16 protein-coding genes and 1 pseudogene are annotated in these 17,789 nt (G+C 74.9%); 12 read left to right on the top strand and 5 right to left on the bottom strand.

Annotated elements, in window-relative coordinates; genetic code table 11:
* Positions 1–23: 23 nt before the first annotated feature.
* Complete coding sequence (locus O7633_RS31425) at positions 24–170, top strand: hypothetical protein (RefSeq protein ID WP_176734927.1); 147 nt, start codon at positions 24–26, stop codon at positions 168–170.
* A gap of 47 nt (positions 171–217) precedes the next feature.
* Complete coding sequence (locus O7633_RS31430; protein ID WP_246384548.1) at positions 218–1,024, top strand: EcsC family protein; 807 nt, start codon at positions 218–220, stop codon at positions 1,022–1,024.
* Between the two features lie 78 nt (positions 1,025–1,102).
* Here the strand turns inward: O7633_RS31430 and O7633_RS31435 are convergent, their stop codons facing one another.
* Complete coding sequence (locus tag O7633_RS31435; RefSeq protein WP_178064212.1) at positions 1,103–1,951, bottom strand: GDSL-type esterase/lipase family protein; 849 nt, start codon at positions 1,949–1,951, stop codon at positions 1,103–1,105.
* 206 nt (positions 1,952–2,157) lie between these two features.
* Here O7633_RS31435 and O7633_RS31440 point away from each other — a divergent pair, with 206 nt between their 5' ends.
* The 6 genes and pseudogenes from O7633_RS31440 to O7633_RS31465 form a co-directional block, all read left to right on the top strand.
* Entirely contained in the window at positions 2,158–2,421 is a 264-nt protein-coding gene (locus O7633_RS31440; protein WP_282324996.1) for a DUF6343 family protein, read from the top strand.
* A gap of 12 nt (positions 2,422–2,433) precedes the next feature.
* Positions 2,434–3,846 (top strand): NADP-dependent succinic semialdehyde dehydrogenase, encoded by a 1,413-nt coding sequence (locus O7633_RS31445; RefSeq protein WP_282324997.1) that lies wholly within the window; start codon positions 2,434–2,436, stop codon positions 3,844–3,846.
* A gap of 114 nt (positions 3,847–3,960) precedes the next feature.
* Positions 3,961–4,923: a TIGR03885 family FMN-dependent LLM class oxidoreductase gene (locus tag O7633_RS31450; RefSeq protein WP_282324998.1), complete on the top strand. Its 963-nt coding sequence runs from the start codon at positions 3,961–3,963 to the stop codon at positions 4,921–4,923.
* A 37-nt stretch (positions 4,924–4,960) separates the two neighbouring features.
* Positions 4,961–6,535 (top strand): Na+/H+ antiporter, encoded by a 1,575-nt coding sequence (locus O7633_RS31455; RefSeq protein WP_282324999.1) that lies wholly within the window; start codon positions 4,961–4,963, stop codon positions 6,533–6,535.
* Positions 6,532–6,789 carry a UBP-type zinc finger domain-containing protein gene (locus tag O7633_RS31460; RefSeq protein WP_278133854.1) on the top strand — a complete coding sequence of 86 codons (258 nt, stop codon included), beginning with the start codon at positions 6,532–6,534 and terminating at the stop codon, positions 6,787–6,789. Before O7633_RS31455 ends, O7633_RS31460 begins: the two co-directional genes overlap by 4 nt.
* Before the next feature lie 144 nt (positions 6,790–6,933).
* Positions 6,934–7,464, top strand: a pseudogene (locus tag O7633_RS31465) (snapalysin family zinc-dependent metalloprotease); the annotation flags it as partial.
* A 137-nt stretch (positions 7,465–7,601) separates the two neighbouring features.
* Here O7633_RS31465 and O7633_RS31470 read toward each other — a convergent pair.
* Positions 7,602–10,223 (bottom strand): glycoside hydrolase family 9 protein, encoded by a 2,622-nt coding sequence (locus O7633_RS31470; protein ID WP_282325001.1) that lies wholly within the window; start codon positions 10,221–10,223, stop codon positions 7,602–7,604.
* Positions 10,224–10,430: 207 nt separating this feature from the next.
* Between O7633_RS31470 and O7633_RS31475 the strand changes: the two genes are divergently transcribed.
* Positions 10,431–11,159: a protein phosphatase 2C domain-containing protein gene (locus O7633_RS31475; RefSeq protein WP_074475909.1), complete on the top strand. Its 729-nt coding sequence runs from the start codon at positions 10,431–10,433 to the stop codon at positions 11,157–11,159.
* A gap of 29 nt (positions 11,160–11,188) precedes the next feature.
* Here the strand turns inward: O7633_RS31475 and hrpB are convergent, their stop codons facing one another.
* The 3 genes from hrpB to O7633_RS31490 are packed head-to-tail and all read right to left on the bottom strand — an operon-like array spanning position 11,189 to position 14,815.
* Positions 11,189–13,702 carry an ATP-dependent helicase HrpB gene (gene hrpB / locus O7633_RS31480; protein WP_282325002.1) on the bottom strand — a complete coding sequence of 838 codons (2,514 nt, stop codon included), beginning with the start codon at positions 13,700–13,702 and terminating at the stop codon, positions 11,189–11,191.
* A gap of 30 nt (positions 13,703–13,732) precedes the next feature.
* Positions 13,733–13,933 carry a DUF397 domain-containing protein gene (locus O7633_RS31485; protein ID WP_074475911.1) on the bottom strand — a complete coding sequence of 67 codons (201 nt, stop codon included), beginning with the start codon at positions 13,931–13,933 and terminating at the stop codon, positions 13,733–13,735.
* A 39-nt stretch (positions 13,934–13,972) separates the two neighbouring features.
* A complete protein-coding gene (locus O7633_RS31490) occupies positions 13,973–14,815 on the bottom strand; it encodes a helix-turn-helix transcriptional regulator (protein ID WP_282325003.1) in 843 nt (280 codons plus the stop codon).
* 145 nt (positions 14,816–14,960) lie between these two features.
* Here O7633_RS31490 and O7633_RS31495 point away from each other — a divergent pair, with 145 nt between their 5' ends.
* Genes O7633_RS31495 through O7633_RS31505 form a run of 3 tightly spaced genes read left to right on the top strand, consistent with a single transcriptional unit; the run spans position 14,961 to position 17,750 of the window.
* Complete coding sequence (locus O7633_RS31495; protein WP_256095641.1) at positions 14,961–15,587, top strand: GPP34 family phosphoprotein; 627 nt, start codon at positions 14,961–14,963, stop codon at positions 15,585–15,587.
* 43 nt (positions 15,588–15,630) lie between these two features.
* Entirely contained in the window at positions 15,631–17,157 is a 1,527-nt protein-coding gene (locus O7633_RS31500; protein ID WP_282325004.1) for an APC family permease, read from the top strand.
* On the top strand, positions 17,154–17,750 hold the full coding sequence (locus O7633_RS31505; protein WP_282325005.1) for a GNAT family N-acetyltransferase: 597 nt from the start codon (positions 17,154–17,156) through the stop codon (positions 17,748–17,750). Before O7633_RS31500 ends, O7633_RS31505 begins: the two co-directional genes overlap by 4 nt.
* Positions 17,751–17,789 lie beyond the last annotated feature (39 nt).

The following is a 17,789-nucleotide window of genomic DNA, read 5'->3' on the forward strand; positions in this document are numbered from 1 at the left end:
AGGACGACCGACAGGAGGACGACATGTCAGCACTGGTGCAGCGGCTCACCCGGTTCCTCCGGTCGCCGCAGGGACGGCAGATCGTCGACCGGGGCCGCCGCGAGCTGGCCAAGCCGGAGACGCAGCGCAAGCTGAAGCAGCTCGCCTCCCGCCTGTCCAGCCGGCGCTGACCGCGCCGACGCCTCCGCACCGCCCGTCTCCGACCCCGGGAGCCTCCGTGACCGATTCCGCCCCCGTCGACGGCCAACCCACCGTCCCCATGCCGGTCCCGGCGCCGGTGCCACCGGAGGCGGCGTCAGCGTTGCCGGCCGAGGCGCCGGGGTTGCCGGTCCCGGCGGTCGCCGCCGAGGACGCGCCGGAGGGGCCGCCGGCCCGGCTCTGGGACCGCATGCGGGAGGACCCGCAGTACGCGCCGGAACACCTGGCCCTGGAGGCGGTGCGCCGCCTCGGTCCCGAGGCGGCGCGGTGGGCCGCCCGCGCGCGGGCGGAGCGTCCCGGCGCACCGACGGAGGAACTTGCCGAGCAGGCGGTCCGCCGGTTCGTCAACCGGGCCCGGCTCTCCGGGGCGGTCTCCGGCGCGGCCGGGCTCCCCGGCGCGGTGATCGACGTCGGGGTGCTGGCCTGGACGCAGGCGCGGATGGTCCTGCACATCGCGGCGGCGCACGGGGTCGACCCGACGCACCCGGACCGGGCCACCGACCTGCTGGTGTTGCAGAAGGTGCACAAGGTCGCCGAGACCGCCCGCCTGGCGCTGGGGGTGGCCGCCGGGCGGGAACGCGCCGGGGCCCTCTTCGGCTCGGGCGGGCAGGCCGCCCTCGGCAAGGTGATGCTGCGGCTGGGCGTCCGGCTGGCCCAGATGGCCGGGGTCCGCGCGGCGAAGCGGATCTTCGCCAAGGTGATCCCGGGGGCCGCGATCATCCTCGGCACCTGGGCGAACTCGTCGGCGACGAAGGACCTGGCCGAGCGGTCCCGGCAGCTCTACCGCAGCATGGGCCCCGGCGGGGGAGTCCCCCGGCCCCGCTGACGCGCCCCGCCGGCCCGAGCCGACGCGGCCGGGGCCGCCAGGTGCGGCCTGTGCGGTCGGGGCCGGCGGCGCGGCCCGTCAGTCGAAGCCGGCGGCGCCCCAGGTCGCGTCGGCCAGCCGGTCCTGGCCGGCGACGTTGGGGTGGAACCAGTCCAGCGCGTTGACCAGGTCGAGGGTGAACCGGACGCGGTGCACCGCCCCGCCGTCGTAGCGGCACCGCGAGCCGTAGGCCCGGCAGGCCGACTTGAGCTGGGCGTTGTACGCGTCGATGCGGTCCCGCACCTTCGCCCGGCGTGCCGCGTCGGCGGGCGCGGTCGAGGTGGCGTTCGCCAGCAGCGCGGGGCACACCCCGTGTCCCCACGCCCGCACCGCCCGGGAGTCGGTGTGCCCGACCTCCCAGAGCCGGTAGAGGTCGGGGACGCTGACCACCAGCACCCGGGCCTTGGGGCGGCCGGTGCGCAGCACCCGCAGGCCCTCGTCCACCTGCTTGCGGAAGGTCGCCGCCGGGGTCATCGCGGCGACGTCGTCGCGGCACGCGTCGTTCGCGCCGATCAGCACGGTCACGTAGTCGGCGCGGTCGCGGACGGCCGCCTCGGCCTGTCCGGCCAGCGCCGCCGCCCGCGCGCCCGGCTTCGCGTGGTTGTGCGCCGCGCCGCGCAGCTTGGAGTTGCGGTCGAGCAGCCGCTGGTAGTGGCTGTCCACCCGCAGCCCGTCCCCGGTGGACCAGGAGTTGCGCTCGCACGAGCTGAGCATCAGGCAGGAGCCGAAGCCGGTGCTGATCGAGTCGCCGAGGGCGGCCATCACGGCCGGCGTGCCCGGGGCCGGTGACCCGCCCGAAGGACGGGGGCCGGCCTCGCCGCCGCCCTCGCAGGCGAGCGCGACCAGGGCCAACAGGCAGGCGACGGCGGCGACCCAGCGTCGAGGCATCTTCCCCAGTCCCGCTTCCCCAGTCCCGCTTTCCCGCCGCGCGGCGGAGTGCGACAGCCAGCCAACCCTACGTGCGCCACCGGCGCGGGCGGTCGCCTGCTGTCGGCTTTCCGGCACTCGACGCCCGGGCGTCCCCTGGTGTGGTAGTTCGCGCGGCGGTGACCCGATGCCCGGTTAACCGGGCCGATCGGGGGTAGCCCGCAGGGATGACGAGATCGCAGCCCCGCCGCGCCCGCGGCACCGTCGGCCACGCGTACAGCGCGTTGAACCTCCGCCTCGTGCTCGCCGGCTTCGGGCTCGTGACCATGGTGATCTTCGCCGTGCTGGCGGTGTGGGCCGGCGTGGGGTGGCTCGGCGTCGTCTGCGTCGTCTTCGCCGTCGTCGCCGCGGTCGACCTGGTCGTCATCCAGCGCCGCCGGGCCGCGCGCCGCCGGGAGTCCCCGGGCGCGCGGCACTCGCTGTTCGAGTGACAGGAGTACGAGATGTCCATCGCCACCACCAACCCCGCCACCGGACAGGTGCTCAAGTCGTACGACCCGATGTCGGACGCGCAGGTCGACGCCGCCATCGCGCAGGCCGACCGGGCCTTCGCCGACCTGCGCCGGACCACCGTCGCCCAGCGGGGCCGGTGGCTGACCGCCGCCGCCGACCTGCTCGACGCCGAGCGCGACGAGACCGCCCGGCTGATGACCACGGAGATGGGCAAGACGTACGCCGCCGCGCAGGCCGAGGTCACCAAGTGCGCCGCGGCGTGCCGGTTCTACGCCGCCCACGCCGAGCGGATGCTCGCCGACGAGCCCGCCGACGCCCGCGCCGTCAAGGCCGCCCGCGCCTTCGTGCGCTACCAGCCGATCGGGCCGGTGCTGGCGGTGATGCCGTGGAACTTCCCGCTCTGGCAGGTCATGCGGTTCGCCGCGCCGGCCCTGATGGCCGGCAACACCGGCCTGCTCAAGCACGCCTCGAACGTGCCGCAGACCGCCCTGTACCTGGAGGACCTGTTCCACCGCGCCGGCTTCGCGCCGGGCTGCTTCACCACCCTGCTCGTCGGCTCGGACGCCGTCGACCGGATCCTGAGCGACCCCCGGGTGCGCGCCGCGACCCTCACCGGCAGCGAGGGCGCCGGCCGGTCCATCGCCCAGACCGCCGGCCGGGAGCTGAAGAAGACGGTGCTGGAGCTGGGCGGCAGCGACCCGTTCGTGGTGATGCCGTCGGCCGACCTGGACCGGGCGGCCGAGGTCGCCACCACCGCCCGCTGCCAGAACAACGGGCAGTCCTGCATCGCCGCCAAGCGGTTCATCGTGCACACCGACGTCTTCGACGCGTTCGCGCAGCGGTTCGCGGCGAACATGGCCGCGCTGCGGGTCGGCGACCCGATGGACCCCGCCACCGACGTCGGCCCGCTGGCCAGCGAACGCGGCCGCGACGAGATCGACGCCCAGGTCCGCGACGCCGTCGAGCGGGGCGCCACGGTGCTCTGCGGCGGGGAGAAGCCGACCGGGCCGGGCTGGTTCTACCCGCCGACGGTGGTCACCGACCTGCGGCCGGAGATGCGGATCTGGTCCGAGGAGGTGTTCGGGCCGGTCGCGGGGCTGTTCCGGGTGTCGTCGTACGCCGAGGCGGTCGAGGTGGCCAACGGGACCGCCTTCGGCCTCGGCGCGAACGCCTGGACCACCGACCCGCAGGAACAGGAGCGCTTCGCCACCGACCTGGACGCCGGCAACGTCTTCGTCAACGGGATGACGACCTCCTTCCCCGAGCTGCCCTTCGGCGGCGTGAAGAACTCCGGCTACGGCCGCGAGCTGTCCGCGCTGGGCATGCGCGAGTTCTGCAACACCAAGACCGTCTGGGTGGGCCGGGGTGAGGCGACGGCCGGCGCGGGGGCGCACGCGGAGTAGCGCCCGGCGCTTGTTAAGAAGGGGCCCCTGCTCTACCGAATGCGTTAACAGGGGGCCCTTCCTTGCCCGCAGGCCGGGGTTGGGGGGATGACGGCGTGGGTAGGAGGTGCGCCCATGACGGTGTTCGGCTTCCACGCGTCCCACGAGCAGATCCACCCGGCCAGGCTGCTGGAGGCGGTGATCCACGCCGAACGGGCCGGCTTCGACGCCGCCATGTCCTCGGACCACTTCTCCCCGTGGAGCGCCCGGCAGGGCGAGTCCGGGTTCGCGTGGTCCTGGCTGGGCGCGGCGCTCCAGGCCACCAACCTGCCCTTCGGCGTGGTCAACGCGCCGGGCCAGCGCTACCACCCGGCGATCGTCGCCCAGGCCATCGGCACCCTCGGCGCGATGTACCCGGGCCGGTTCTGGGCGGCGCTGGGCACCGGCGAGGCCAGCAACGAGCACATCACCGGCGACCCGTGGCCCCGCAAGGACGTGCGCGCCGCGCGGCTGCGCGAGTGCGTCGACGTGATCCGGGCGCTGCTGGCCGGCGAGGAGGTCAGCCACGACGGCCTCGTCACGGTCGACCGGGCGAGGCTGTGGACCCGCCCCGAGCAACCGCCGGCCCTGATCGGCGCGGCCGTCAGCGTGGCCACCGCCCGCTGGTGCGCGCAGTGGGCCGACGGGCTGATCACCGTCAACGCCCCCACCGCCCACCTGCGCGAGATGATCGACGCCTACCGCGACGCCGGGGGCCGCGGCCCGCTGCACCTCCAGGTGCACGTGAGCTGGGCGCCGGAGCAGGCCGAGGCCGAGGCGATCGCGTACGACCAGTGGCGCAGCAACGTCTTCGCGCCGCCGGTCTGCTGGGACCTGGAGACCGCCGAGCACTTCGACGTCGCCTCCGCCGACGTGCCGATGGCGAAGGTCGCCGCGGCCGTCAACGTCTCGGCCGACCTCGGCCGGCACGTCGGCTGGCTCGAGGAGTACGTGGGGCTGGGCTTCGACCAGATCGCCCTGCACCACGTCGGCCAGCAGCAGCGGGCGTTCATCGACACGTTCGGCGCGGAGGTGCTGCCGAAACTGCGGGCCGCGTGATCCGTTCCGGCCGGGCGGGGCCCTAGGCTCGTACCCCATGGAGCCCCTGTTCGAGGTCGTCGTCTTCCTCGCCATCGCGACGCTCGGCGCGGCGCTGGCCCGCAAGCTCGGGCTGCTCGCGCCGATCCTGCTCGTGGTGGTCGGCCTCGCGTTGTCCTTCGTGCCCGGGTTCCCGCAGGTCCGGCTGGACCCGGACCTGGTGCTGGTGGGCATCCTGCCGCCGCTGCTCTACGTGGCGGCGCTGGAGACGTCGGTGCCGGCGTTCCGGCTCAACCTGCGGCCGATCCTGCTGCTCGCCGTCGGGCTGGTGATCTTCACGGCGTTCGCGGTGGGCCTCGTGGTGCACCTGCTGCTGCCGGCGGTGCCGTTCGCCGTCTGCCTGGCCCTCGGCGCGGTGGTCGCCCCGCCGGACGCGGTCGCGGCCACCGCCGTGGCCCGCCGGATCGGCCTGCCCCGCCGGGTGGTGACGATCCTGGAGGGCGAGAGCCTGATCAACGACGCCACCGCGCTGGTGCTGCTGCGGGTGGCCACGATGGCGACGATCGGCACCTCGGTCGGGGTCGGCGACGTGGCGTGGGAGGTCCTCGTAGCCACCGGCGGCGGCATCGTGATGGGCCTGCTCGGGGTGGTGGTCTTCGGGTTCCTGCACAAGCGGATCACCGACCCGCTGCTGGACAACGCGGTGTCGCTGATCGTGCCGTTCGCGGTGGTCTTCGCCGCCGAGGAGATCCACGCCTCCGGGGTCGTCGCCGTGGTGGTGACCGGCCTCGGGATCGGGCACAAGATGCCGCTGCTGATGTCGGCGGCCTCCCGGTTGCAGATCGGCGCGTTCTGGCGGCTGGTCCGGTTCCTGCTGGAGGGGCTGGTCTTCCTGCTGGTCGGCCTCCAGTTGCGCGAGGTGGTGCAGGATCTGGACGAGCCGCTGGGCTTCCTCGCGGCGATCACCGGCGCGGTGCTGGTCACCGTCTTCCTGACCCGGTTCGCCTGGCTCTTCCCGGCCACCTACCTGGCCCGCCTGGTGCCCCGGGTGCGGCAGCGGGACCCGGCCCCGTTGGCGAAGTTCCCGGTGGTCATCGGCTGGGCCGGGATGCGGGGCGTGGTCACCCTGGCCGCCGCGCTGGCCCTGCCGCTCACCCTCGCGCAGGACCGCCCCTATCCCCGGCAGCTGTTCATCTGGCTGGCCTTCGCGGTGATCGTGGCGACGCTGGTCGGGCAGGGCGCGACGCTGCCGGCGGTGGCGCGCCGGCTGAAGCTGCCGCCGGACGACCCGGTGCAGGACGCGCTCTCGGCGGCGGGCGTCCAGCAGCAGGCCAGCCGGGCCGCCCGGGAGCGGCTCGACGAGTTGGCCGAGTCGGCGCCGACGGCGGTCGTGGAGCGGCTGCGCCGGGTGTCGCAGGAGCGCACCAACGTGGCGTGGGAACGGCTGGGCGGCAGCGAGCGGGAAACCCCGTCGCAGGCGTACGGTCGGCTGCGGCAGGAGATGATCGACGCGGAGCGCGAGGTGTTCCGGGCCGCCCGCGACTCCGGCCGGATACCGGAGGAGATGCTGGTGCGGGCGTACCGCGACCTGGACCTGGAGGAGTCGCTGCTGCGGCGGGAGGAGGAGTCATGAGCTGCGAGCACCTGACGGAGGCGGGCACGGCCGAGCCGCGCGTCACGACGGAGTGCCCGGACTGCGTGGCCGTCGGCAACGACGACTGGGTGCACCTGCGGTCGTGCCTGGCCTGTGGGCACGTGGGCTGCTGCGACTCGTCGCCGTACCAGCACGCGACGAAGCACTTCGCGGAAAGCGGGCACCCGGTGATGCGCTCCATCCAGCCGGGGGAGGCGTGGCGCTGGTGCTTCGTCGACGAGGAGATCGGCTGAGCCGTCACCCTGACGGGCGCGCGGGGCCCGGTCGACGCGGCTCGTATGACGCAACCGCTATGCGGGCGACCGGCGGCGGATCGACCTAAGATCGGCGCACATCGATGAGTGGCGGCGCTGCCGCCGGAACTCCGAGGAGTGCGCGTGATCCGACGACACCTGCTGCGTACGGCCGGTGCCCTGGCCGCGACCGTCCTGGCCGCCGCCGGGGTGCTGGCCGCCACCGGCACCAGCGCGTCCGCCGTCCGCACCGTCTACTACGACGCGAGCCGGGCCGGCGAGTTCCGCACCAACTTCGACCAGGCCGCCCAGATCTGGAACAGCAACGTCAGCACCGTCCGGCTGCTGCCCGCCACCCCCGGCAACATCACCATCTACGTCGACAACGGCTGGCCCCGGGCGCAGACCACCTCGCTGGGCAACGGCCGGGTGTGGATGGGCTGGGAAGCGGTGAACGAGGGCTACAACCGCACCCGCATCGCCACCCACGAGATCGGCCACATCCTCGGCCTGCCCGACAAGCGCACCGGCCTCTGCTCCGACCTGATGTCCGGCAGCAGCGCGCCGGTGTCCTGCACCAACGCGACCCCCAGCGCCGCCGAGGCGTCCCGGGTCAACCAGCTCTTCGCCGGCGGCCTCGCCGCCGCGGCGGCGACCGGGAAGACGTACGTCTGGGTCGGCGGCGAGGCCGCCCCAGGCGGGGTCACCGCCGGGGCGCACGAGGCCCCCTGATCCGAGGGCGTCGCCGCCGGTAGGGACGCCGAAAGGGTGGCCCCCCAGAACGGGAGGCCACCCTTTTCCGGCAGGTCGGGTCAGGACAGGGTGCAGGGCGCGCCGTTGACCGTGACCAGGCCCGGCGCGGGGTTCGCGCCGCCGCCCGTGGTGGCGTTGAAACCGAAGGTCGTCGCGCCGCCCGGGTCGATCCGGGCGTTGTACGACTCGTTCTTCGCCGTCACCGTGGCCCCGGACTGGGTCACCTTCGCCATCCACGCCTCCCGCACCTTCTGGTTACCGGTGAAGGCGAACTTCGCGGTCCAGCCGTTGACGACGGCGGTGCCGGTGTTGCGGATGGTCACCTGGGCGGTGAACCCGGTGCCGCCGTGCCAGGTGCCGTAGTTGTCGTACGACACCGAGCAGGTGGGCGTCGGCACGGCCGCCGCGTCGTCCTGGTCGGCGAGGAACGAGGCCAGCCAGCTCAGCGCCGAGTTCCAGTTGATCGCGATCTCGTTCGTCGAGTACGAGTTGATGTCGTCGACGTAGCAGAACATCGGCTTGCAGCCGGCGAGCAGGTTCGACGAGAACGGGTCCTGGAGGCCGGCGTTCGCGCCACCGGCGAGGGAGCCGGCGGGCGGGTTGGGCGAGGTCGGGTCGAACTGGTTGGCGTACATCCGGCTGTGCTGGTTGCGCGCGGTGTGCTCGCCCCACCCGGTCACGTACGAGATGTTGAGCGCGTTGCGGCCCAGCAGGTAGTCGGCCGCCTGCACGGCCCCGTCGCGGTACTTCGCGTCGCGGGTCAGGTCGAAGGCGGTGCCCAGCACGACCGCGTTGTTGGTGATGTTGCCGTTGGCGCCCCAGAAGTAGCTGTTGGCGTCGCCGGGCATCGGCAGACCGTACGCCTGGCCGGCGGCGATCTCCAGGTAGCGGTCGGCGGCGGCGGTCACCGAGGCGCGGACCCGGGTGCGCTCGGCGGCCGGCAGGCCGCTGGGGACGGTGGCCAGGTCGAGGCGGCCCAGCGCGGCGACGCCCTGCCAGCCGAAGCCCTGGTCGCCGAAGACCGCGCCGGTGTGGTGCTTCGAGGCGGTCAGGTCGGTCAGGTACGCGGCCTCGCCGGTGGTCAGGAACAGCTCGGCGGCGGCCCAGTAGAACTCGTCGCTGACGTCGGTGTCGTCGTACGCGCCGCCGCCGGTGCCGTCGGTGGGGCTGGCGTAGATCGCCGGGTGCGCCTTGGCGGCCGCGTACGCGGTCTTCGCGGCGGTGCCGCAGCGGGTGGCGAACGCCGCGTCGTACGGGGCGAACAGGCGGGCGCACTGGGCGGCGACGGCGGCCAGGTTGAGCGTGGCGGCCGTGGACGGCGGGTGCAGCTCGCGCGGCTGCGGGTCGGCGGCCGGGTCGAGCGGCAGGCCCGTCCAGTTCTTGTCGTGGATCTTGTGGTGGGCCATCCCGGCCAGCGGCTTGCCGGCCGGCACCTGCATGCGCAGCAGGAACTCCAGCTCCCAGCGGGCCTCGTCGAGGATGTCCGGCACGGCGTTGCCGCGCTCGGGCACGCGCAGGGTGCTGTCGCCCAGGCCCGCGCCGGCGTCGGCGGTGGCCGCCGTCTTGGTCCGCTCGAAGGCGTTCAGCAGCTGGTAGGTGGCGATGCCGCCGTTGACCACGTACTTGCCGTGGTCGCCCGCGTCGTACCAGCCGCCGCGCACGTCGAGGGAGTAGTCGCAGACCCCCGGCTGGCAGGGCACGCTGGTGTCGCCCTGGTTGGGGGCGACGCCGATGTGGCCGGCGGCGCGGGCGTACTCGTCGCCGACCAGGTCGCCGTCGATGGCGATGCCGCTGCGCTGGATGTAGAAGAACTGGAGGGCGTCACTGCGCAGCTTGTCGTAGAGCGTGCCGGAGATGTCGAACGGGTGGCTGGTCTCGCCGTCGGCGACGAGCGTGTAGCCGGTGCCCGGGGTGCGGTACGACGAGAAGTCGATGGTCTGCACGTTCTGCCCGGACGCCTCGTCGACCCCGCGCGGCCTGCTCTGCCCGCTGGCGACCACCGCGCCGGCGGCGGAGCGCAGCTGCCAGGCGAACGGGGTGGTGGCCTCGGTGACCACGGTGGCGTTCTTCGGGCCGCCGGGCAGGTAGCCGACCTGGTTGACCCGCACCCGGGGCCCGGTGTCCGGCTCGTAGGGCACCGGCGGCTCGCCGCCGCGCAGCGAGACGTTGTCGAGGCAGATGGTCTGCTCGGCGGCGGCCCCGCCGACCTGGAAGATGATCTGCGCGCTCGGGTTGTCCTCGCTCGCGGTGAACGTCTTGGCGAAGTGGGCGCTGGTGCCGGTGGCGGCGGCGTCCACGCTGGCGTACTGCGTGTAGGGGGCCGCCCCGAGCTGGAGCACGGCCTTGACGTTCGCCCCGGGGGTGGCGGTGATGTCGAAGGACAGCTCGTACTCGGAGCCGGCGGTCAGCGGCACCGCGTCCTGGCCGATGCCGGCGTCCCAGGGGTTGGCCAGTCCGCCGTCGACGGTGGCGCAGAGCCGGCCGTCGGTCACCCCGAGCGGGCCGGTGCCGTAGGAGAACCAGGGGGAGACGCCCTCGCTGAAGTCGCCGTTCTTCAGCTGCTCGGGGGCGTCCGGGGGGACCTCGGCGTGGGCCACACCGGCGGTGGTGCCGGTGAGAGCCAGGGCGGTCGCCGCGGCGAGTGCCGCGAGGTGGCGTCGACGTCGTCGGGATGGCGTCACGGGGGATCCTTCCGGGGGACGGGGCTGCGCAGATGCTGGGAGCGCTCCCACTATCCGCCTGATATTTCCAGCGGGTGTCGACCGTGTCAATTGAGGTGGCTGAATAAGATTGGTCGGCCGTCCCGCCGCGTGAGATTCGCCGCGCCACGCGGCGTCGTCGCGATCTCCTAGAGACAACTGCGCCCTCCAACTGGCAGGCTGCGTGCCATGACCCTGAAGCTGCGTTCCGTCGGGGCGAGCGACCGCGGGCTGATCCGCAGCGGCAACCAGGACGCCCTGCACTCCGGCACCTGGCTCGTCGCCGTCGCCGACGGCATGGGCGGGATGGCCGCCGGAGACCTGGCCAGCCGCATCGCGATCGACGCGGTCGGACCCCTGGACCTGGCCACACCCGAGGACGCCCTGGTCGCCGCCCTACAGAGCGGCATCGAGCAGGCCACCGCGCGGATCGCCGAGGCCGTGCGCGAGGACCCCGAGCGGCAGGGCATGGGCACCACCCTGACAGCCCTGCTCTTCGCCCGCACCGGCAGCTGCCTCGCCCTGGCCCACGTCGGCGACTCCCGCGCCTACCTCTACCGGGAGGGGGTGCTCAAGCAGATCACCCGCGACGACACCTTCGTGCAGATGCTCGTCGACCAGGGCCTGATCACCCCCGACCAGGCCGCCAGCCACCCCCGCCGGGCCGTGGTCACCCAGGCGTTGCAGGGCGGGGAGGTCTCCCCGGCGTACGCGACCATGGTGCCCCGGGCCGGCGACCGCTGGCTGCTGTGCAGCGACGGCCTGTCCAACGTGGTGCGTCTCGACACCCTCGCCGAGGTGCTGGCCGGGCACCCGGACCGGGACGAGTGCGCCCGGCGGCTGATCGACCTGGCGCTGCGCGCCGGCGGCCCCGACAACGTCACCGTCGTCATCGCCGACGTGGTCGCCGAGGACTGACCGCCCGCCGCCCGGGTGGCAGCCCGGGGTCAGCGGCGGCGGGGGGCCGCCCGGCGGGTCGGCTCGGCCGTCGTCGGGTCCTCCGGCCAGGGGTGGCGGGGGTAGCGCCCGCGCAGCTCCGCGCGGACCTGCGGATAGCCCGTGCGCCAGAACGACGCGAGGTCGGCGGTGACCGCCACCGGCCGCCCGGCCGGGGAGAGCAGGTGCAGCAGCACCGGCACCCGGCCGGCGGCGACCCGGGGCGCGTCGGCCCAGCCGAACGTCTCCTGGAGCTTCACCGCGAGCACCGGGGCGGCCGGGTCGGCGTAGTCCACCCGGACCCGGGAACCGCTGGGCACGGCGATCCGCTCGGGGGCCAGCTCGTCCAGCCGGGCCGCCAGCGACCAGGGCAGCAGCCGGCGCAGCGCGGCGACGACGTCCACCCGGGCCAGGTCGGCGCGGCGGCGGGCGGCCGCCAGCTCGGGGTCCAGCCAGTCGTCGACGCCGGCCAGCAGCGCGTCGTCGGTCACGTCCGGCCAGTCCGGCCCGAGCGCCTGCCGGCAGAACGCCATCCGCTCGCGCAGCGCCCGCGCGGCCGGGGACCAGGTCAGCAGCGCCAGGCCGTCGCGGCGCAGCCCGTCGCGCAGCGCGGCGGCCACCAGCGCCGGCGCGGGGTGGGCCAGCGGCCGGGCGACCAGCTCGATCGCGCCGAGGCGGACCACGTCCCGGGCCACCACGTCCCCGCCGGACCAGGCGACCTCCCGCCCGGAGCGCAGCAGCGGCCCGCCGGCCTCCCGCGCCGTCGCCTCGTCCAGGCCGGCGGCCAGCCGCACCCAGGCGGTCGGCGTGCCGGGGGACCGGTCGGCCACCGCGACGGCCAGCCACGTCGTGCCGGCCAGCGCCGACCCCGGGGCCAGCTCCGCCGCGGTCCCGCCGGCCATCAGGTACGTCGACCCGCCGGCCCGCCGGAGGCGGGCCAACCGCTCCGGGTACGCCAGCCCGACCAGCAGCCCGGCGGCCAGCTCGTCGGGCAGCGGGGGTGTCGGGGTGGCCGCCCCGTCGGGCAGGGCGGCGCGCAGCCGGCGGGTCTCGGCGCGCCAGCGGGCGGTGGCCGCCGGATCCGCGCCGGCCCGTAGCCGCCGCCACGCGGCGGCCAGGTCGTCGCCCGGCCCGGCGACGGTGTCGTCGGCGAGCAGCGCCACCACTTCGGCGGCCCGCTCCGCGCCGACTACGGGCGCGCCGTCCAGCAGCGCCCGGGCCAGCCGGGGGTGCGCCCCGGCCGCGGCGATGACGCGCCCCCGGTCGGTGATCCGGCCCGCCGCGTTTAGCGCGCCGAGGGTGGTCAGGGTGTCCCGGGCGACCGTCATGGCGGCGGCCGGCGGCGGGTCGGGCAGGGCCAGCCCGGTGCCGTCCGGGTTGCCCCAGGCGGCCAGCTCCAGGGCGAAGCCGGTGAGGTCGGCGGTGGCGATCTCCGGCTCGGGCTGGGCGGCGAGCCGGTCGTGGGTCGCCGCCGACCAGCAGCGGTACACGTGCCCGGGCGCCTCCCGCCCGGCCCGCCCGGCCCGCTGCGTCGCCGCCGCCCGCGACACCGGCACGGTGACCAGCGCCCCCAGCCCCCGGGACAGGTCCACCCGGGGCACCCGGGCCAGCCCGGCGTCGACCACCACCCGGACCCCGGGCACGGTCAGGCTGCTCTCCGCCACGGCGGTGGCCAGCACCACCCGCCGCCGGCCGGCGGGGCGCAGCGCGGCGTCCTGTTCGGCGGCGCGCAGCCGCCCGTGCAGCGGCAGCAGGTCGACGGTGCCCCGCAGGGCGGCCAGCCGCCCGGTCACGGCGGCGATCTCGCCGACCCCCGGCAGGAAGACCAGCACGTCGCCGTCGCGCTCGGCGAGCGCCCGGCGCACGGTGGCCGCCACGTGGTCCAGCAGCGCCGGGTCGACCCGGCCGGAGGCGGTCACGGCGGCCGGGCGGGGCGGCGGGGCCCAGACCCGGGTCACCGGGTGCAGGGCCGCCTCCGCCCGCACCACCCGGGCCGGCGCGCCCGCCGCGCCGAGCAGCGCGGCGAACCGGTCCGGGTCCGGGGTCGCCGACATGGCGACCAGCCACAGGTCCGGGCGCAGCGCCTCGCGCGCCTGCGCGGTGAACGCCAGCGCCAGGTCGGCGTCGAGCTGCCGCTCGTGGCACTCGTCGAGCAGCACCGCGCCGACGCCGGGCAGCTCCGGGTCGCGGTGCAGCCGGCGCACCAGCAGGCCGGTGGTGACCACCTCGACCCGGGTGGCGGCGCTGACCCGGCGCTCGCCGCGCACCGCGTAACCGACCCGGTCGCCGACCCGCTCGCCGAGCAGGGCGGCCATCCGGTGCGCCGCCGCGCGGGCGGCCACCCGGCGCGGCTGGGCGATCACCACCCGGCCGGCGACCGCCCCGGCCACGGCCAGCGGGGCCAGGGTGGTCTTCCCGGTGCCGGGCGGCGCGACCAGGACCGCGCCGCCGGCCGCGCGCAGCGCGTCGAGCAGCGCCGGCAGCGCGGGTCGGACCGGCAGGTCGAGGGTTACGTCGGCGAGCACCGTCCTACTGTCGCACCGGCCCGCCGGGCGTCAGCGGGGGCGTACGACGTCGAGGCCGCCGACGAACGCGCCCCACGCCGCCGGGGCGAACACCAGCGCGGGGCCCTCCCGGTCCTTGGAGTCGCGGACCGCGACCCGACCGTCGGCTGTGGCCACCTCGACGCAGTTGCCGTTGCCACTGCTGCGGCTGCTGGTCCGCCAGGCCGCCCGGGACAGGTCGAGCGCGGTCATCCCCGATACCTCGTCTTCTGCTGGCGCGCCGCGATGCGGTCACGCAAAGTTACGAGAAGCCTCCTCCAGGCGGGTCAACGAATCCGCCGGACTGAGCGCCATCCGGCACAGCTTCTCGTGCAACAGGCTATACCCGCACACATGATCGGCTTCCTCCAGAGCCAGTCCCATCGTGAGGTTATCCAGGTAAACCACGGATGCGTCGGCGTCGTCGGAAAAGCCCAGGATGACGTACGGGGTGGTCATCGCCGGGTGCCCGCCGGCCGCGAACGGAAGTACCTGCACCGTGACGTTCGGTAGTTGTGCGACGTGGTGGATGTGGGTCAGCTGCTCGGCCATCGCGGCCGGCTCGCCGACCGGCCGCAGCAGCACCGCCTCGTTGAGCACCACCGACAGTTCGACGGGGTTCTCCCGGTGCAGCACGTCCTGCCGGCGCAGCCGGGCGGCGACCTTGCGCTCGATGCGTTCCTCCCCGGCGGTGAGCCGGTAGATCGCGCGGGCGTACGCCTCGGTCTGGAGCAGGCCGGGCACGGCCTCGGCCTCGTACGTGCGCAGCGACGCCGCCTCGGCCTCCAGCCCGACGTAGAACTCGAACCACTCGGGGAGCACGTCGCTGTAGTTCTGCCACCAGCCGCGCTGCTGCGCGCCCCGGGCGATCTCGATCAGCGCCTCGGCGTCGGCCCCGGTGACCTGGTAGAGGGCCAGGGCGGCCCGGACGTCGCGGGGCTTGATGCCGATCTGGGCGTTCTCGATGCGGGAGAGGTTGCTCTTGGACATGTCGAGTTGACGGGCGGCGACGTCGAGGGTCATCCCGGAGCGCTCACGCAGGTGGCGCAGCTCGCGGGCGATACGACGGCGGCGGACGGTCGGGCTGGCGGTCACCCTCCGAGTCTGTCACGCCAAGATCCCCAGGTCGTTCGGACACGGAGTGCAACTGTCGAAAGTGGGAGTTGCGTTGCAACCCGCTGACGTGCATCCTTTCACCCGGCGTCGATCAGTTGTGGACAATCCGTTTCGGGAGGCTCGTGTGCTCACCGCCGACGAGTTCTATCTGATCGCCCACAACGACAGCCGGGGCAAGCCCAAGCTGCACCCCAGCGCGGCGGGCATCGGCCTGGCGGCGGCCCTGCTCGGCGAGTTGGTCCTGTTCGGACAGCTCACCGTCGCCGCCGGGAACGTGACCGTGGTCGACCGCCGCCCGCCCGCCGACGCCCTGGCCCACACCGTCCTGGACCAGTTGGTCGGCGAGTCCCAGCACCAGTCGGTGCGCACCTGGCTGAGCTTCCTCGGCCAGAGCGCGGCGACCTCGGTGGCGGAGCGGCTGGCCCGCAGCGGCGTGCTGCGCCGCCAGGAGAACCGCCGCCTGCTGCGCACCACCGTCAGCTACGTCCCGATCGACCTCAACGCGGTGGCCTGGCCGGCCACCCGGCTGCGGGCCCTGCTCGACCGGCCGGAGCCCCCGACCGTGCCGGACGCCCTGCTGCTCGGCCTGGTCTCCGCCGCCGGCCTCACCCGTGAGGTGCTGTGGAGCGCCGGCCCCCGTGCCCACCACCGGCTCAGTGTTCTCATCCCGGCGTTGCCCCCGCCCCTGAAGGAGCTGGTCGCGCACACCGAGGCCGCCGTCGGCGCGGCCGTGCTGCGCGGCATGCCCTGACGGCCGCCGGCCCCTCACCCCCCTCCTCGAACCGGAGCAGTCGATGCCCCCCACGACTACATTCGAACGACCGAGCAACGTCTCCGACGCCCTGGCCCGTGGCCGCCTCGGCGTCCCGTCGGTGATCTTCTTCGTGCTGTCGGCGGCCGCGCCGCTGACCGTGGTGGCCGGCGTGGTCACCACCGGCTACGCCGTCACCGGCGTCACCGGGATGCCGTTGGCCTTCCTGGTGGTCGGCGCGGTGCTCGCCCTCTTCTCCGTCGGGTACGTGGCGATGGCCCGCCGGGTCGAGAACGCGGGCGCGTTCTACGCGTACGTCTCGCGGGGGCTGGGCCGCCCGGCCGGCGTCGGCGCGGCGTGGGTCGCCCTGCTGGCGTACAACGCGCTCCAGGTCGGCCTGTACGGCGCGGTCGGCGCGGCGGCGACGCCGGTGCTGGAGCGGCTGTTCGGCGCGTCGCCGGCCTGGTGGGTGGTGGCCCTGGTCGCCTGGGCCCTGGTCGCCGTGCTCGGCCTGCTGCGGGTCGACGTCAACGGCATGGTCCTGGCGGTGCTGCTGGTCGCCGAGATCGCGGTGATCCTCGTGTTCGACCTCGGGCAGCTCGGCCACCCGGCCGGCGGCTCGGTGAGCCTCGCCGCGCTCTCCCCGGACAGCCTGCTCGTCCCGGGGGCCGGCGCGCTGCTGGTGCTGGCCATGACCGGCTTCGTCGGGTTCGAGTCCTCGGTGGTGTTCAGCGAGGAGAGCCGGGACCCGAAGCGCACGGTCCCGATGGCCACCTACCTGTCGGTGGCGATCATCGCCGGGCTCTACGCCCTGTCGTCGTGGGCGATGACCGTCGCCGTCGGCCCGGACCGGATCTCGGCGCAGGCCGGCGAGCAGAGCGTCGAGCTGATCTTCAACCTGGCGGCGGCCCACCTCGGCGACACCGCCGTCACCATCGGCCAGGCGCTGTTCATGACCTCGGTGCTGGCCGCGATGATCTCCTTCCACAACACCACCGCCCGGTACGCGTTCGCGCTCGGCCGGGAGCGGGTGCTGCCGGCGGCGTTCGGGCAGACCTCGCCGCGCACCGGCTCGCCCCGGGTGGCCTCGCTCGCGCAGAGCGTCCTCGGCCTGCTGGTGATCGTGCTCTACGCGGTCAACGGCTGGGACCCGGTGCTCCAGCTCTTCTACTACGCCGGCTCCGGCGGCGGGTTCGGCGTGCTGCTGCTGATCGCCACCACGTCGATCGCGGTGATGGCCTACTTCGCCCGCACCCGGGCCCAGGAGAACCTGTGGCGGCGGCTGATCGCCCCGGGGCTGGCCGCCGTGGCGCTGGTCGCCATCATCACGGTGGCGGTGGACAACTTCGCCATCCTGCTCGGCGTCGCCCCCGACTCCGCGCTGCGCTGGGCCGTCCCGGCCGCGTACCCGGTGGCCGCGCTGGTCGGCGTGCTCTGGGCGCTGGTGCTGCGCAACAGCCGGCCCGACGTCTACGCCCGGATCGGGCTGGGCGCGGAGAGCGCCACCCTGGTGGCCGCCCCGGGCTACGACGGCGAGCCGGCCCGCGCGGGCGCGGGGGCGCACAGGTGAGCGACGTACCCGTCGAGCGGCTCGGCCCGGCCGAGACCCGGCTGGTGGCCGAGCGGATCGCCGAGGCGTTCCTGGTGCTCCCGGCGACCCACTGGCTCGTGCCGGACGCCGCCCGACGCCGGCCCGTGCTGGCCGACAACTTCGAGATCCTGGTCTCGCACGCCATGGCGCACGGCCAGGTGCACGCCACGGCCGACCGGGCGGGGGTGGCGGTCTGGTTCCCGCAGACCGGCGACGACGTCGGTCCGCCGGCGGACTACGACGCCCGGCTGGCCGCCGCGTGCGGCGAGTGGGTCGACCGGTTCCGCCACCTCGACGACCTGTTCGCCGCGACCCACCCGCACGACCGGCACCACCATCTGGCGTTCCTCGCGGTCGCGCCCGGCCGGCAGGGGCGGGGGATCGGGTCGGCGCTGCTGCGTCACCACCATGCCTGGCTGGACGCCAACGGGGTGCCCGGCTATCTGGAGGCGAGCAGCGAGCGGGGCCGGGACCTGTACGCCCGGCACGGCTACCGGCCGCGGGAGGTCTTCCGGCTGCCGGACGGCACGCCGTTCTTCCCGATGTGGCGGGAGCCGACGACGGCCGGCTGACGGCGGGAGCCGGCGACGGCCGGCTGACGGAGCCGACAC

Origin of the sequence: Micromonospora sp. WMMD712 (genome assembly GCF_029581295.1) — a bacterium.
In the GTDB taxonomy this organism is placed as follows: Bacteria; Actinomycetota; Actinomycetes; order Mycobacteriales; family Micromonosporaceae; genus Micromonospora; species Micromonospora carbonacea.

Excerpts from the sequence above, each read along its gene's own strand:
- O7633_RS31455 (WP_282324999.1), top strand. The coding sequence starts at position 4,961 with ATGGAGCCCCTGTTCGAGGTCGTCGTCTTCCTCGCCATCGCGACGCTC.
- O7633_RS31485 (WP_074475911.1), bottom strand. The coding sequence starts at position 13,933 with ATGACCGCGCTCGACCTGTCCCGGGCGGCCTGGCGGACCAGCAGCCGC.
- O7633_RS31440 (WP_282324996.1), top strand. The coding sequence starts at position 2,158 with ATGACGAGATCGCAGCCCCGCCGCGCCCGCGGCACCGTCGGCCACGCG.
- O7633_RS31435 (WP_178064212.1), bottom strand. The coding sequence starts at position 1,951 with ATGCCTCGACGCTGGGTCGCCGCCGTCGCCTGCCTGTTGGCCCTGGTC.
- O7633_RS31425 (WP_176734927.1), top strand. The coding sequence starts at position 24 with ATGTCAGCACTGGTGCAGCGGCTCACCCGGTTCCTCCGGTCGCCGCAG.
- O7633_RS31475 (WP_074475909.1), top strand. The coding sequence starts at position 10,431 with ATGACCCTGAAGCTGCGTTCCGTCGGGGCGAGCGACCGCGGGCTGATC.
- O7633_RS31450 (WP_282324998.1), top strand. The coding sequence starts at position 3,961 with ATGACGGTGTTCGGCTTCCACGCGTCCCACGAGCAGATCCACCCGGCC.
- O7633_RS31460 (WP_278133854.1), top strand. The coding sequence starts at position 6,532 with ATGAGCTGCGAGCACCTGACGGAGGCGGGCACGGCCGAGCCGCGCGTC.
- O7633_RS31500 (WP_282325004.1), top strand. The coding sequence starts at position 15,631 with ATGCCCCCCACGACTACATTCGAACGACCGAGCAACGTCTCCGACGCC.
- O7633_RS31445 (WP_282324997.1), top strand. The coding sequence starts at position 2,434 with ATGTCCATCGCCACCACCAACCCCGCCACCGGACAGGTGCTCAAGTCG.